General features: G+C 64.4%; 11 protein-coding genes. 2 read left to right on the forward strand and 9 right to left on the reverse strand.

The features are described 5' to 3' along the window. Nucleotides 1–3: 3 nt before the first annotated feature. From dapA to RZE79_RS31370, 5 genes are all read right to left on the reverse strand, one after another. On the reverse strand, nucleotides 4–906 hold the full coding sequence (gene dapA / locus RZE79_RS31350; protein WP_319362144.1) for a 4-hydroxy-tetrahydrodipicolinate synthase: 903 nt from the start codon (nucleotides 904–906) through the stop codon (nucleotides 4–6). A gap of 42 nt (nucleotides 907–948) precedes the next feature. Continuing rightward, nucleotides 949–2,727 (reverse strand): ABC transporter permease subunit, encoded by a 1,779-nt coding sequence (locus RZE79_RS31355; RefSeq protein WP_319362145.1) that lies wholly within the window; start codon nucleotides 2,725–2,727, stop codon nucleotides 949–951. Nucleotides 2,728–2,731: 4 nt separating this feature from the next. After that, nucleotides 2,732–3,817, reverse strand: a complete 1,086-nt coding sequence (locus tag RZE79_RS31360; RefSeq protein ID WP_319362146.1) for an ABC transporter ATP-binding protein — start codon at nucleotides 3,815–3,817, stop codon at nucleotides 2,732–2,734. 42 nt (nucleotides 3,818–3,859) lie between these two features. Beyond that, nucleotides 3,860–4,939, reverse strand: coding sequence for an ABC transporter substrate-binding protein (locus RZE79_RS31365; protein WP_319362147.1), 1,080 nt, complete (start codon nucleotides 4,937–4,939; stop codon nucleotides 3,860–3,862). Nucleotides 4,940–5,012: 73 nt separating this feature from the next. Next, nucleotides 5,013–6,434 (reverse strand): FAD-binding oxidoreductase, encoded by a 1,422-nt coding sequence (locus tag RZE79_RS31370; protein WP_319362148.1) that lies wholly within the window; start codon nucleotides 6,432–6,434, stop codon nucleotides 5,013–5,015. Nucleotides 6,435–7,352: 918 nt separating this feature from the next. Between RZE79_RS31370 and RZE79_RS31375 the strand changes: the two genes are divergently transcribed. Then, a complete protein-coding gene (locus tag RZE79_RS31375; RefSeq protein WP_153282614.1) occupies nucleotides 7,353–8,930 on the forward strand; it encodes a hypothetical protein in 1,578 nt (525 codons plus the stop codon). Next, nucleotides 8,927–10,012: a hypothetical protein gene (locus RZE79_RS31380; RefSeq protein WP_153282615.1), complete on the forward strand. Its 1,086-nt coding sequence runs from the start codon at nucleotides 8,927–8,929 to the stop codon at nucleotides 10,010–10,012. The genes RZE79_RS31375 and RZE79_RS31380 overlap by 4 nt, the downstream gene beginning before the upstream one ends. 418 nt (nucleotides 10,013–10,430) lie before the next feature. Here the strand turns inward: RZE79_RS31380 and RZE79_RS31385 are convergent, their stop codons facing one another. The 4 genes from RZE79_RS31385 to RZE79_RS31400 form a co-directional block, all read right to left on the reverse strand. Next, a complete protein-coding gene (locus RZE79_RS31385; RefSeq protein WP_319362149.1) occupies nucleotides 10,431–11,333 on the reverse strand; it encodes an amidohydrolase family protein in 903 nt (300 codons plus the stop codon). Nucleotides 11,334–11,430: 97 nt separating this feature from the next. Beyond that, nucleotides 11,431–11,961 carry a carboxymuconolactone decarboxylase family protein gene (locus tag RZE79_RS31390; protein ID WP_319362150.1) on the reverse strand — a complete coding sequence of 177 codons (531 nt, stop codon included), beginning with the start codon at nucleotides 11,959–11,961 and terminating at the stop codon, nucleotides 11,431–11,433. Further along, nucleotides 11,958–12,923 (reverse strand): tripartite tricarboxylate transporter substrate binding protein, encoded by a 966-nt coding sequence (locus RZE79_RS31395; RefSeq protein ID WP_319362151.1) that lies wholly within the window; start codon nucleotides 12,921–12,923, stop codon nucleotides 11,958–11,960. The genes RZE79_RS31390 and RZE79_RS31395 overlap by 4 nt, the downstream gene beginning before the upstream one ends. A gap of 25 nt (nucleotides 12,924–12,948) precedes the next feature. Next, complete coding sequence (locus tag RZE79_RS31400) at nucleotides 12,949–13,746, reverse strand: SDR family NAD(P)-dependent oxidoreductase (protein ID WP_319362152.1); 798 nt, start codon at nucleotides 13,744–13,746, stop codon at nucleotides 12,949–12,951. Nucleotides 13,747–13,772: the final 26 nt, after the last annotated feature.

The following is a 13,772-nucleotide window of genomic DNA, read 5'->3' on the forward strand; positions in this document are numbered from 1 at the left end:
GGATCAGCGCGCCATCGCCAGTTGCCGCGACAACTCTGCGCGCATGGCTTGTTGCAGCTCGGGTGCGGGCGGCACCAGGGGGGCAAGCATCTCGGGGGCGTTCACGCCGATCAGGTCCATGACGGACTTCATCGGCCCCGGGTTGGTCTCGGCGAAGGCCAGGTTCATCAGCGGCATCAGGTCGCGATGCAGCGACAGTGCCTCATCGGTCCGGCCCTCGCGCGCGGCGTCGTAGATGGCGCGCCACGCACGCGGCAGCAGGCTGGCAGTCACCACGATGCCGCCGCGGGCGCCTGCGGCCACGTGCAGGGGGAACAGCGTGTCTTCGCCGCTGAGCACCGCAAAGGAGTCGTCGACGCCCGCGATGGTGCGCAGGAAGTGGTACATGTCGGTGTTGCACGCCTTCATGCCGATGATGCGTTCGTGGCGCGACAGCTCGTGCAGGATTTCCGGCGCAATCGCAATGCGGGTGCGATAGGGGATCTCGTAGATCATGATCGGCACGGGCGAGCTGTCGGCATAGCGCAGAAAGTAATCGCGGATGCCGGCCTGCGTGGGGTTGGTGTAGTAGGGCGTCAGCACCAGCAGCGCATCCGCACCGACATCGGCAAAGGCCTTGCCGGCGTCCATCGCGTCGTGAAACCCGGGGTCGAGCACGCCGGGGATCACCGGCACCTTGCCGGCCACGGCCTCGACCGTCAAGCGTGCCATCTTGACGCGCTCGGCACGCGCCAATGCGCCGTACTCCCCAGTGCCGCCCAGCGGCAGCACGCCGTCGATGCCCTCCTCGAGCAGATAGGCCAGCAGCGCCTCGGTGGCGTACTCGTTGATCGTGTCGTCCGCGTTGACGGGGGTGGGGATGGCGGGAATGATGCCCCGCAGCTTGGATGCGTCGATGAAGCTCATGAGAAATGTCTTTGAAGTGGAATGGATGAAGGAGGGGCCGGTTCAGCGCGCCAGGCTGGCGCGGCGCAGCCGGTCAGCGACCCAGATCAGCGCTGCGATGAAGACAAACAGGCAGGTCGAGACCGCCGCGATGACGGGTGACAACTGCAGCGTGACTTCGTCCCAGAATTGCTTGGGCAATGTCGAGTTCAGGCCTCCAGAGGCGAACAGCGAGATCGTCAGTTCGTCGAAGGACGTGGCGAACGCGAACAGGAACGACGACAGCAATCCGGCCGCCAGGATCGGAAAGGTCACGTGCCGCAGCGTGGCCAGCGGGCCGGCGCCCAGGCTTTGCGCTGCCAGGTCGAGCCGCGTGTCGTAGTTGCGCAGCACGGCCATCATGGTCATCACGACATAGGGGACCGCCACCACCGTGTGACCCAGCACGAGACCGATCCAGGTGCCGACCAGGCCGACGCGCGCAAAGAAATAGAACATGCCGACGGCGATGATCATGCGCGGCACGATGATCGGCGACAGCACGAACGCCAGCATGGCCGACTTGCCGCGCATCTGCCCGCGCACCAGCAGCAGGGCGGCCGGCGTGCCGATCAGCATCGAAAGGAAACCCGCGCCCAGCGCCACGGTGAGCGAGCGCACCACGGACTGCATCCACAGCGGCGAATCGAACATCTGCTGATACCACTGCAGCGAGAAGCCCTTGGGTGGCCATGCCAGGCCGGAGCCCCCGCTGAAGGACAGCGGAATCATCAGGAAGGCCGGCACGCTGAGGAACACCAGAAGGGCCCAGACCAGCAGGTTCCAGCCGCGCGAAGGCCCTTCTGCGTGGGCTTGGCGGCGCGGCAGCCAGCTGATGAGAAGGTCGCAGGCGCGGCCCAGCGCGATGAGCAGCTCGCTGCCCTGGCGCTTGATCCAGCGGGTGCTGGCCGAGTCGGCCGCGGGGCGCGTGCGGCTGGGGGCGCTGCCCGTCATGCTGGACAGGCCGAGCAGCTTGTCGTAGAGCGCGAACACTGCCAGCACCACCACCAGCAGGAGCACCGAGATGGCACCGGCAAAGCCCCAGTTCATCGTCTGCTGCACCTGGTCGATGATGATCTGCGTGATCATGGTCTCCTGGCGTCCCCCGAGCAGCGCGGGCACGATGAAGAACCCGATCGCGGTCACGAACACCATGATCGCCGCGGCCGCCACGCCGGGCAGCGACTGCGGAAAGTACACGGTCCAGAACGCCGTGCCCGGGGGCGCGCCCAGCGTTGCCGCGGCGCGCGGCAGGTTGCGGTCGATGTTCTCCATGACCGACAGCATGGTGAGCACCGCCAGCGGCATCAGGGCATGGACCATGCCGACCAGCACGCTGCCCACGCTGTAGAGCAGGCTGGCCGGCGCATCGATCACGCCGATGGAAACCAGCAACTGGTTGATCACGCCGTTGCGGCCCAGAAGCACCACCCACGCGAAGGCGCGCACCAGGAAGCTGGTCCAGAACGACAGCAGCACCCAGAACAGCAGCGTTCCCTTGCGCTTCGGTGACGATGCCGAGATGAGGTAGGCCACCGGATAGGCGACCACCACGGACAGCAGCGTCGTCCACAGCGAGATCTTGAGTGTGATCAACAGCACGTTGATGTAGACCGACGAGGCGAACAGCTGCCGGTACGACGCAAGGCTGAAGCCTTCGTCGTTCTGGATGCTCAGCAGCAGCAATTGCCCGACTGGATAGACCAGCAGGGCCAGCAACAGCAGCACCAACGGCGCGGCCATGAGCGCCTGCCGCCACGATGCACTCAGGCGGAACACGGGTGCCTTCACACGGTTGTTCATGGCGTCACTCCGCGATCACGACGGCGTCGTTCACATGCCAGTCCAGCGACAGCGTCTGGCCGGCCTCGTAGCGCTCGGCGGACTGGCAGGTCGGGAAGGCCGCCACGATCGGCTCCGCCTGCTGCGGGGCCTGCAGATAGAGCTTGGTCAGGCTGCCGGTGATCATGATGTCCAGCAGCTGGCCCGACAACTGGCCGGGCGCAGGCGCGGCCGAGGAGACGTTCAGGTTTTGCGGACGCACCATCACGCGCACCGCGTTGCCCTGCGCCAGCGCGGCGCCGTTGGAGACACCGTGCGCCGTCATTTCGCTGCCGTTCAGGGCCACCTGCACGTGGTCGGCGCCGACCTGCGCGATGGTGCCGGGCAGCAGGTTCGATTCGCCGAGGAAGTCCGCCACGAACAGCGTGCGCGGGCGAAAGTACAGGTCGGCGGGCGTGCCCAGCTGCTCGATGCGTCCGCCGTTCATCAGGCAGATGCGGTCCGACATCGTCATCGCTTCTTCCTGGTCGTGCGTGACGTAGACGATGGTCGTGCCCAGCTCGCGGTGGATGCGCTTGATCTCCAGCTGCATCTGGTCGCGCAGCTTCTTGTCGAGCGCACCCAGCGGCTCGTCCATCAGGATGATCGAGGGCCGGTAGACCATGCAGCGTGCCAGCGCGATGCGCTGCTGCTGGCCGCCGGAAAGCTCGCGCGGATAGCGCTTGGCGACATGCGGCAGGCGGATCATCTCCAGCGCCTCGGCCACGCGCCGGCCGATCGAGGCCTGCTCCTGCTTGCGCATGCGCAACGGGAAGGCGATGTTGTCCTCCACCGTCATGTGCGGGAACAGCGCGTAGTTCTGGAACACCATGCCGATGTCGCGCTCGTACGGCGCGCTGCGCGTGGCATCGACGCCGTCGATGAACATCCGGCCCTCGTCGGGCTGGGCCAGGCCGGCGATGAGGCTCAGAAGGGTGGTCTTGCCGGAGCCCGACGGGCCCAGCAGGGTCAGGAACTCGCCTTGGGCGACATCGATGTTCGTCGGCGCGAGCGCAACGAAATCGCCGTAGCGCTTGGAAAGCCCGGAAATTTTCAGACTGGTCTTGGACATGTGCAGGAGCAGGCGGGTAAAGAGAGGCAGGCGCGGCGGCGCTTATTTGAGGATCCAGGCGTTGAACTTCTCCAGCACCTGCGCCTGGTTTTCCTGCCAGTAGCGGGCATCGATCTGCAGGCCGTTCTTGATGTTGTCCGGATGCGTGGGGCAGCCCTTGGCCAGTTCCGGCTTGACGAAACCGAAGGCGGCGGGCTGCGTCATGCCGGCCGGAAAGTACTCGGTGAGCGCAGCCATGCGCTTGGGGTCGGAAGCGAACTTGATGAACTCGCGGCAGGCGTCGGCGTTGGGCGAGCCCGCCAGGATCGACCAGCTGTCGCAGCCCCACAGGTTCTGGTTCCAGACGATCGAGACCGGTGCGCCGCTGGCAATAGCCGACTGCGCGCGCGAGACCCAGGTGGCCACCATGTCGACCTCGCCGTTGCCCAGCATCTGCTCGACCTGCGCGCCGGAGGTCCACCACACGTCGACGGCCGACTTGACCTTGTCCAGGCTGGCAAGGGCACGGTCCAGGTTGCACGGGTACACCTGGCCGTTGGGCACGCCATCGGCCATCAGCGCTTCTTCGACGGTGTCGAACGGGTGCTTGCGCAGGCCGCGGCGGCCCGGGAAGTCCTTCACGTTCCAGAAGTCGGCCCACGAGGAGGGCGCCTTGCGGCCCTTGAACTTGTCGGTGCGGTAGGCCAGCACGGTGGAGTAGACGTTGTTGCCCACGCCGTAGGGCGACATGTACTGCGCCGGAATGGTGGCGACCATCGGGTCGGCTTCCAGGCCGTGCTTCTCCAGATAGATCTTGCTGCCGCTGGTCAGCGTGCGGATGGCGGGCTGGCTGATCTTTGCCATGTCCCAGGTGTAGTTCTTGGTCTCCACCATGCTGCGGATCTGGGCGGTGGGTTCGGCGTTGGCCTGCACGGCCACCACCTCGATGCCGGTCTTCTCGGTGAAGGGGCGATAGAACACCGCCCCATAGGCCTTGGTGTAAATGCCGCCGTCATCGCGAACGACGATGCGCTTGCTGGCCGCACGCGCGGGCGTCCAGATGGCGGGGGCTGCCAGGGCCACGAGGCCGGCGGCAGCAGATTTCAGGACCACGCGGCGCGAGGAGGGGTGATTGGTTTTCATGACAACTCCAGGATGAGAGTGATGGACAAGAGGAAGAAGAGCAGGGGAGACGGAAACAGGCGTGGACAGAGATTCACTCGGGCGGCAGCAGCCGGCCGGGGTTGAACAGGTGCGCGGGGTCGATGGCGCGTTTGATCGCATGCATCAGCCGCAACTCGACGGCCGGCTTGTAGCTGCGCATCTCCGCCAACTGGGTGCGGCCGACACCGTGCTCGGCGCTGAAGGTGCCGCCCAGGGCATGGGCGATGTCGTTGACGGCGTGGCGCATCGCCTGCGCCGCGGCCTCCTGGTCGGGCAGTGCGTTCCACTGCGCGAACGAATAGAACGGAATGAAATGCGCGTTGCCGTCACCCAGGTGAGCGACCACCGCGACCGGCATGTCCGGCACGATGCCGCGCACCGCCTCCGTGGCTTGCGCAATGAAGGCCGGCACCGCCGACACCGGCACGGCGCAGTCGGTGGTCAGGCCCATGCCGGCTTTCTTGTTGGCTTCCGACACGCTGTGCCGCACTTCCCACAGGGCCGCGCGCTGTGCTTCGGTCGTGGCCAGCACGGCATCGCCCAGCAGGCCCTTCTCGCTGGCCTGCTCGAGGACGCCCTGCAGCATCTGGTCGAGCGCCGCCGAATCGCCGGTGTCGGCCAGCTCGACCAGCACATGCCAGGGGTGCGGTGACGTGAGCGGATTGCGACGCCCCGGCACATGGGTGAGCACCAGGTCCAGCTGGTGCGCATCGATCATCTCGAACGCCGACAACTGCGAGCCGCAGCGCGCCTGGAACAGGCCCAGCACGTCGACCGCGGCCTGCGGATCGGTCGGCGCGAACCATGCCATCGCATGGCTGGTCGGCAGCGGGTGCAGCTTCAGTGCGGCGGCGGTGATGATGCCCATCGTGCCCTCCGCGCCGATGAACAGATGCTTGAGGTCGATCCCCGTGTTGTTCTTGCGCAGCGCGTACAGCCCGTCCCAGACGGTGCCGTCGGGAAGCACGACTTCCAGCCCGAGCACGTTGTCGCGCGTGCCGCCCCAGCGCAGCACACCCGTGCCCCCGGCGTTGGTGGCGATGGTGCCGCCGATCTGGCAGGAGCCCTCGGCGCCCAGGCTGACCGGGTAGAGGCGCTGGACCTCCACGGCCGCTTGCTGGACCGCGGCGAGCACGCAGCCGGCTTCCACGACCATGGAGTTGTTGGCCGCGTCGATCGAGCGCACCTTGCGCATCCGGTTGAGCGACACGATCACCGGAAGGGCCTGCGCCTCGTCCGGCACGGCGCCGCCGCACAGGCTGGTGTTGCCGCCCTGCGGCAGCACGGCGGTGCGGTGCTGCGCGCACAAGCGCACCACGTCGGCGACCTGCGCGGTCGAGGACGGCAGCACGACACAGGAGGCAGCCCCGCGATAGCGTCCGCGCCAATCTTGCGTAAAGCCAGCCGTGTCTGCTTCATCCTGGAGCACGGCGTCCCGGCCGAGCAGTTCTATCAGCGCGTCAACGAGCTTCATTTCGCGTCCTTTGCACTGTTTGAGGGATTGAAGGACGTCCAAAGACGCCTCGGCCTTGCCTAAGCAACTAGCAGGCCAGTAATCGCAATGCGCTCTTATTAATCGATATACGATTATTATTTCGGCATTCGGAAAAATGGAATCGGGGTTAGCACTCATGTTGCGGGGGCTGGGGGGCTGGGGGGCTGGGGGGCTGGGGGGGGGCGACCCGTTCGTGTCCGGGCGTTCGGTGGGCGGCGCGCCGACGCGGCGGTTCAACGCCAGGCAAGGTGCTTTTTCGCGCGGCCGACATGGCGGTAGAGGGCATGGCTGCCCTGGCGCTTTTTGGCAGCTGTGTGGGACGGCAACTGCTTTGAATGGTGGAGCTCAGCTTGGAGGTCGTGCGCCGGGCCGCTGAGTACTGACTGGTCTCCTCCAGTGCTGAAGATGGGCAATTTACGCCGCCATGCCAGATCGGCCCCGGGAGAGCCGGTCGCGTGAAACACGAGACACTGCACCCCGAACAGCCAGCGGCAATAGGGGGGCAGCGTTTGAGTTCTCGCTGGCTCAGTGCGTGCAAACGATGTCGTACGCCATCGTTGTCGATGCCTGCTTCAGACTGTCAGCGGCAGTTCAAGGTTGCCGTGCGACCGACTGCTCGGTGCGCACAGCAGTCGTTCATCGTGCCGATCCGACTGCCCGAAACCTGACATTCTGGGCTGGCTGCATAGGCCTCCTCCAAGATCGCATCAGCGCAGCACCAGACAGAGCCTGCCCAGCACTACTGACTGAGTGTCCTCGACGCGCCGAGACGTCGGCCAGCCAGTTCCTGAGTGGAGGGACTTCCGCAACGTCAAGTCGATCTCCGCTGCCGACTATTGCAAGAATGCCACATGCGACATAAAATGTAACAGAAAGCATCTAACAATGGAGGAGGTCATGGCAGAAAGCATCCGTACCCAGGGTGATACCGTGTGGATTAATGACGAGACCGAGCGGCTCATTCGCATCATCGAATCAAGCTCGCCGTCACATGACAACGCCAAAGTCCTAGATGACCTCCAGGCGTCGCTGCTGAACACACTGATCGGCCCGTTCGGGCTTTCGGCGGACCTGCTCGCAGATGTCGATGGCGGCAACGTGACCACGCTCAGCAATTTCGAGAAGGGAGTCACCGCCAACGCAGACGACGCTGCGCGTCGCCAGGCCTACCAGAACGCACAGACCGAAAAGTTTGACCGCAAGGACTACGACGCAGCGCGCAAGAAGGCCGAGAAACGGAAAGAGTTCTTTCAGGAAGAAGCGCCGCCAGTTGATGCGTACACCGGCAAAGAACTTCCTCGCAACGGCCAGGCGCACCGCGACCACGTCGTCTCAGCATCCGAAATCGAGCGCTCCTCGAAAGGAAATTTCGCTCAGACGCGCGATGAGCGGGTCAACACGGCCACCCATGAAAACAATCTCGTGTGGGCGGACGGGCGGATGAACCAGTCAAAAAGTGACCACAAGCTGGAGGACTGGGCAGACAAGCCGAGCTCCAAGGATCGTTCGGTTAAGAACGCCGAAGCCTTTGAGGTGGACCGCGAAAAGATGGACGAGGTGGACGCCAAGGCTCGCGAGGCCGTCGATCGAATTCAAGACCGCGCCGTTCTCAAGAAGAACGCTCAGGACCTTGCATTGCAGGGCGGGATCGAGGCCGGCAAGGTCGCACTTCGCCAGATTGTCGGATTGGCGCTTCGCAGCTTGCTCAAGGGCGTAGTCTCAGACATTCGTCAGCTTGCGCGAGACGGGCTTCGCGACATTCAAAAGATCAAGTCCGTCCTCACAGCCCGCGCAAAGGCCGTGATCGAAGAGATGAAGACCAAGTGGGCGGAATTCCTCAAAGAGGGCTTGGCCTCGGCCGTCTCCGGACTGCTCTCCAGCTTGGCAACCTTTCTCATCAACTCGTTTATCACGACCGTCAGCAATGTAGTCACGATCATTCGTGAAACGGTCGTTGCGCTTGTTCGTGCACTCAAGGTCGTCGTAGCGCCTGAGCCCGGTATGACGAAGTCTGAAATCGCGCGTGACGTACTAGCCATCATCGGTGGCGCCGCAGCCACCGTGATTGGCATCGGTGCTCAAGAAGCCATTGCCAAGATGCTTCAGACGCTCCCCCTACTCGCTCCCTTTGCTAACGAACTGGCCACGGTGATCTCCGGCGCGCTGGTAAGCGTGGGCGGCATCATTCTGCTCCTTGCCTTCGACCATCTGAAATCGAGTCTGGCATTTCGGAACAAGAAATTTGCCGACGTGCAACGCAGCAATCAAGTCACGCTCTTGAGCATGCGGCGCACGTGCTTCATGCTGGACGCATCCGAAGAGCTGATGACAAGAGCGAACGCCGAGCTTCGTCTCAGCGTCCAAACTCACACGGCGGAGCGGCAAGTCCGCGGGGCAGCCCTCGATACGTCCATCGCGGCCTACGGCAACGAAGTCGATGGTCTCGAGCAACTGCTGAAGTCGATCAAGAAATGACAGCCCTGATCCAATTAAAGCCGCCGAAAACGATAGCGCCCGCAGGCCAAGCTTCACGTCTCTTGGGCCTCGTCAAAGAGATAGAGAAAGCCGCCAAGGAAGCCAATTTCAAGGTCGCTGAAATTGAAAGCCGCGGCTTCTTCAAGAACTTGGTCACCAGCAGCCGCGATGACCTAGTCTCCACCGCCAAGTCGCAGAGCCGTATCAACGACTTGCTAGTTCGCCTAAACCAAGAGGTCCTTGCGCTCAACACGTTGGGATACGTGTACCTCGCCAGCGTTTTTGCCGAGTTCGAACGTCAGATCAACGAAGGCGTGAGAGACAGCGATGGCAAGATTCACGTGCTCTCGGAAAGTGGAAAGCGAGTTGCGAGCGCGGCCAAGGAGATGTTCAGCGCAATTCTCGATTCATCGCGTTCGACACAAGAAAAAATCGACGCGACTGCGGAAGCGGCGGATGCTCTTCGAGCGGACGTTGACCGCCTGACTGAGGGCGCACTTGCTCACTCGGAACTCATCGACGGTCTTCAAGTCGACAGCTCAACACTGCTGGAGCGCTCAGAGCGCCTGGGTGCGCTTGCCGTGCAGCAACACGGGTCGATTGAGCAACTTGCCTCCCGCGTAGAAGAAGACAGGCTGCGGGCCTCGGAAAGTGACAGCCGCATCGCGCAGACGCTCCGAAGGCTGGAGAGCGAATTTGAGCATGTCGCCGCGAGCACTGTTGCACTCCAAGATCGGACGCACTCACTTCTGGAGGCTACGTCCCGGGCGCAGGCAAGCTCAGAGGAGCATCGAGCGCTTGCCGCAGAACATTCAGAGGCGATCGTGAGGGCCGCGGAGTCTGTTCGCAAGCTCATCGCATTCGAGGGTGAGACCACGACCCAACTAGAGTTCCTGTTGAAGAGCTACAGGGGCGTCGAGCACGACGTTCCGACGCTGGCTGCACAGATGGTGAAGATGACGGCAAGCCAAGCTAACGAGAAGTCGCAGCTTCTACGGGCGATCTGGGCGCTAGGAGCTATCGTTGCTGCGCTGACAGCTTTCTGTAGCGTTCTCGCCCTCAAAACCTGGCAAATTTTGTAGAAATCAAGCGCAGGTCTGCGGTCTAGGGGAAGGCGTCCGAGAGCTGCCGTTCACCGGGGGCCGCTCCCGGCCGATAGACGCCGATCGCGCGCATCGTGCAAACGTCGGCAACCGCTGCATATCGGACACTCGTCGTCATTGCAGACTTGCATGCCACTGCGAGTGTGTAGACAACTTGTTGAGACGAGGCATGAATGGCGATGAACCTAAGCCACGATACGCCAGCAATCTTTGCACTCGACTGGTCTTGAGGTCTGGCTGGAGCCCCCGGGGGCTCCAGCCAACTCTTGCGCCACGCCGCTGCTTTGCACAGCAGTTGTCGGCTTTGAAAGTCATCATTCGAGTCCAACGGCCGGCCGAGGATGCTTGGTACTGTCAGGCATCAGCTGCAATGCGTGGCAATGGTGGTCAGGCGTGCTCAGGGCGTTGGAAATTTGTAGAGCGCTGCTGGATTTTGGACAAGCAACTGCTCCAGGAGATCGGAACCCGGCGCAATCTCCGCGAGCGCGTCGACCAGAATGCCGTCGTCAGGCATGTGGGTGTGGTTGGGGTGGGGCCAGTCCGACCCCCAGACGCAGCGTTCCGCAAAGCGCTCGACCAGAGCGCGTGCGAGCACCACGCCATGTCGGTAACGTGCCTCCGGCGGCGCCTTGGCGTCGATGCGGTCGATGCCGCTCACCTTCACGTAGAAGCGCGGGTTGTCCAGCAGGCGCAGCAGCGCCTGGAAGTCGGCATGGTCCGGCCCGCGCGTTGCGTCCACGCGGCCCATGTGGTCGATCACCACAGGCACCTGGCTGCGCTGGAGGGCAGCGCTCAGTTCGTGCACCAACTCGCTTTCGAAGTGCACTTGCAGGTGCATGCCCACCGCGGCCAACCGGGGCGTGAGCGCCATCACGGCGTCGATGTTCGCGCCGTGGGTGATGTGCCGCATGAAGTTGAAGCGCACACCGCGAAAACCTACCTGGGCCAGGCGTTGCAGCTCCGCGTCGGGCACATCGGGTTCGACCAGCGCGATCCCCAGGTAGCGTCCTTCACCGGCTGCGATCGCGTCCTCGACCACGCGGTTGTCCGTGCCATGCACGATGGACTGCACGATCACGCAACGCTCAATGCCCATGCGACGGTGCAGCGCAAAGAGTTTTTCCTTGGGCGCTTCCAACGGTGTGGCGCGTCGATCCGCCGCGTAAGGAAAGCGGGCCACCGGACCGAACACATGCACGTGGCTGTCGCAAGAAAGCGCGGGCAGTTGAAGGCGCGGTGCCGAGGGGTGTTCCAGATAGGTTCTGACGGGATCGGTGGCGTCGGCAATGGCGGTAGACATATGGCGCGATCAAAGAAGGGACGGAGGAGGCTGGCGGCAGTCGGTCGGTCGACTTGGGGTTCGTGGGGTGCGCGTGCGGGTTCGGACGCGCACGCGCTCAGTGCGAGATGTTCAGCGCCACCAGAAAGCGCGACACCATGTTGTAGGCCGCCACGGTGGCCACCAGCTCGACGACGCCTTGCGGATCGTGGCGCGTGTTGATGCGCGCCATCAATTCCGCCGGCACCTTGACGTCGCGGGTCATGCGGTCGGTCAACTCCAGCAGCAGCCGCTCTTCTTCCGAGAACAGCGCGGCAGGCACCACGGCCTGGCGCAGCGCATCGATCTTGTGCTGGGCGAAGCCGGCCTTCAGTGCATGAGGCACATGGGCGTCGAACTCGAAGGCCGCGTCGTTCAGCACGGCCACGCGCAGGATGACCATCTCGCGCAGGTCGGCCGGCACGCCGGTGCGGTTGCGCACGGCCGTCAACATGGCCTCCCAGCCGGCGGCGATGGGTTCGCTGTTCAACAGCACCTGGTACAGCAGCGAGATGCGTCCGCGCTCGGCCATGATGCGCGATTCGACCGTGTTCAGTTCGGGCCGGGTGCCGGGTTCCACCAGCGGTACGCGGATGTGGTTCGTGTTCATTCGTCGGCCTTCACGTTGCGTGACTTGATGAGTGCCGCCCACTTGGCCGTGTCGGCTTTCAGCAGTGCGGCCAGTTCCTGCGGCGACGACGACTTCGGTTCCGCGCCGCCGCGCAGAAGCTTGGCACTGAGTTCGGGGTTCGCCAGCGCGGCGCGCACGGCGGTGTTCAACTGCTCGCGCACCGGGGGCGGTGCCTTGGCCGACGCGAACAGCGCGTACCAGTTGTTCGTGTCGACGGCCTTGATGCCTTGCTCTTCGAAGGTCTTGACGTCCGGCAGGGCAGGGTGCCGCTTGCTGGACGCGATGCCGACGGCCTTGAGGCGTCCGCCGTTCATTTGCGGCAGCACGGCCGCAACGTCGGCGAACACGCCCTTGACCTGGCCTCCCATCAGGTCGGTGAAGGCCGGTGCCATGCCCTTGTAGGGCACATGCAGAAAGCGCGCACCCGTCGATTCTTCGAGCTGGATCAACGCTAGGTGCGGGATGCTGCCCGAGCCGGAAGACGCCATCGGCGTCGACACCTTGTCGGCCTTCGCGGACTTCACGAAGGCGGCCGCATCGGTCGCCGGGTCCTTGGCCTGGATGACCAGCACTTCGACGTTGTTCGCGACCAGCGACACAGGCGCGAAGTCGCGCTGCGTGTTGTAGGGCAGCTTCTCGTGCAGCGATGGATTGATGGCCGCCGCGCCCACGCTGGTGATCCACAACGTGCTGCCATCGGCGCCGGCGCGCAGCGTTTCCATGGCGCCCAGCGCGCCGTTGGCGCCGGGTTTGTTTTCCACGATCACGGTCCGCTTGAGTTCATGGCCCAGCTGTTCGGCCAGGGCGCGCGCGACGAAGTCCACCGGCCCGCCGGGACTGAACGAGCTGATGATGCGCAGTGGCTTGGCGGTGGTTTGCGCAAAGGTCGCAGGGACAAAGGCGAGCGCGGCCGCAGCCCACAGGATGTGTCGTTTCTTCACGGATTCGATCTCCTCGATGCGGGGCTCAGTCGCAGCGCGCCGTCATGCCGCCGTCGACGATCAGCTCGGTGCCGGTCACGAAGCGGGCTTCGTCGCTGGCCAGGTACAGCGCGGCGCTGGCCGTGTCGCGCCCGTCGCCCATGAAGCCCAGTGGAATGCGCTTGACGCGCGAGGCGAGCAGCGATTCGACGTCACCGCCGGTGCGTTGCTTTGCCAGCCGCACTTCGACCATCGGCGTGTGCAGTTGGCCCGGCACCACGGTGTTCACGCGCACGCCGTCGGGCGCATGCTGAACGGCCACCACGCGCGACAGGTGGATCACACCGGCCTTGCTGGCCGCATAGGCGACCTGCGCGCTGCCCGTCCAGCGCAGGCCCGAGGTGGACGCCACGTTGACGATCGCGCCGCGCTTGCGTTCCACCATCAGCGGCAGCACGTACTTGCAAGTCAGGAATACGCTCTTCAGGTTGATGTCGATCTGGCTGTCCCACGCCTCTTCGCTGAGTTGCACCGGCCCGCCCGCGGCCGAGCCGCCGACGTTGTTGATCAGGATGTCGGGCGCGCCGTATGCCTGCAAGCAGGCCTGCACCATGGCTTGCACGCTGGAGGCGCTTGTCACGTCGCAGAGGCAGGTCGTGATGGAGGCTGCGGCATCGCCGGCCAGCGCCAGGGTCTCGTCAAGCCGGGCTTGGTCGCGGTCGACCGCCAGCACCTTGGCGCCTTCCTCCGCCAGGCGAACGGCCATGGCGCGGCCGTTGCCCCAGCCGGCGCCGACGCAGCCGGCGCCCGTGACGATGGCGACCTTGGATTCGAATCTGTTCATGCTTGCTCCTTGTTGTACGCAGCGAC

Source organism: Variovorax sp. EBFNA2, from assembly GCF_033802765.1.
Classification (GTDB): Bacteria; Pseudomonadota; Gammaproteobacteria; order Burkholderiales; family Burkholderiaceae_C; genus Variovorax; species Variovorax paradoxus_H.

What these genes read in the sequence shown, in the direction of transcription:
- RZE79_RS31380 (WP_153282615.1), top strand. Translation starts at nt 8,927, where the DNA reads ATGACAGCCCTGATCCAATTAAAGCCGCCGAAAACGATAGCGCCCGCA.
- RZE79_RS31390 (WP_319362150.1), bottom strand. Translation starts at nt 11,961, where the DNA reads ATGAACACGAACCACATCCGCGTACCGCTGGTGGAACCCGGCACCCGG.
- RZE79_RS31355 (WP_319362145.1), bottom strand. Translation starts at nt 2,727, where the DNA reads ATGAACAACCGTGTGAAGGCACCCGTGTTCCGCCTGAGTGCATCGTGG.
- RZE79_RS31400 (WP_319362152.1), bottom strand. Translation starts at nt 13,746, where the DNA reads ATGAACAGATTCGAATCCAAGGTCGCCATCGTCACGGGCGCCGGCTGC.
- RZE79_RS31375 (WP_153282614.1), top strand. Translation starts at nt 7,353, where the DNA reads ATGGCAGAAAGCATCCGTACCCAGGGTGATACCGTGTGGATTAATGAC.
- RZE79_RS31370 (WP_319362148.1), bottom strand. Translation starts at nt 6,434, where the DNA reads ATGAAGCTCGTTGACGCGCTGATAGAACTGCTCGGCCGGGACGCCGTG.
- RZE79_RS31365 (WP_319362147.1), bottom strand. Translation starts at nt 4,939, where the DNA reads ATGAAAACCAATCACCCCTCCTCGCGCCGCGTGGTCCTGAAATCTGCT.
- dapA (WP_319362144.1), bottom strand. Translation starts at nt 906, where the DNA reads ATGAGCTTCATCGACGCATCCAAGCTGCGGGGCATCATTCCCGCCATC.
- RZE79_RS31360 (WP_319362146.1), bottom strand. Translation starts at nt 3,817, where the DNA reads ATGTCCAAGACCAGTCTGAAAATTTCCGGGCTTTCCAAGCGCTACGGC.
- RZE79_RS31385 (WP_319362149.1), bottom strand. Translation starts at nt 11,333, where the DNA reads ATGTCTACCGCCATTGCCGACGCCACCGATCCCGTCAGAACCTATCTG.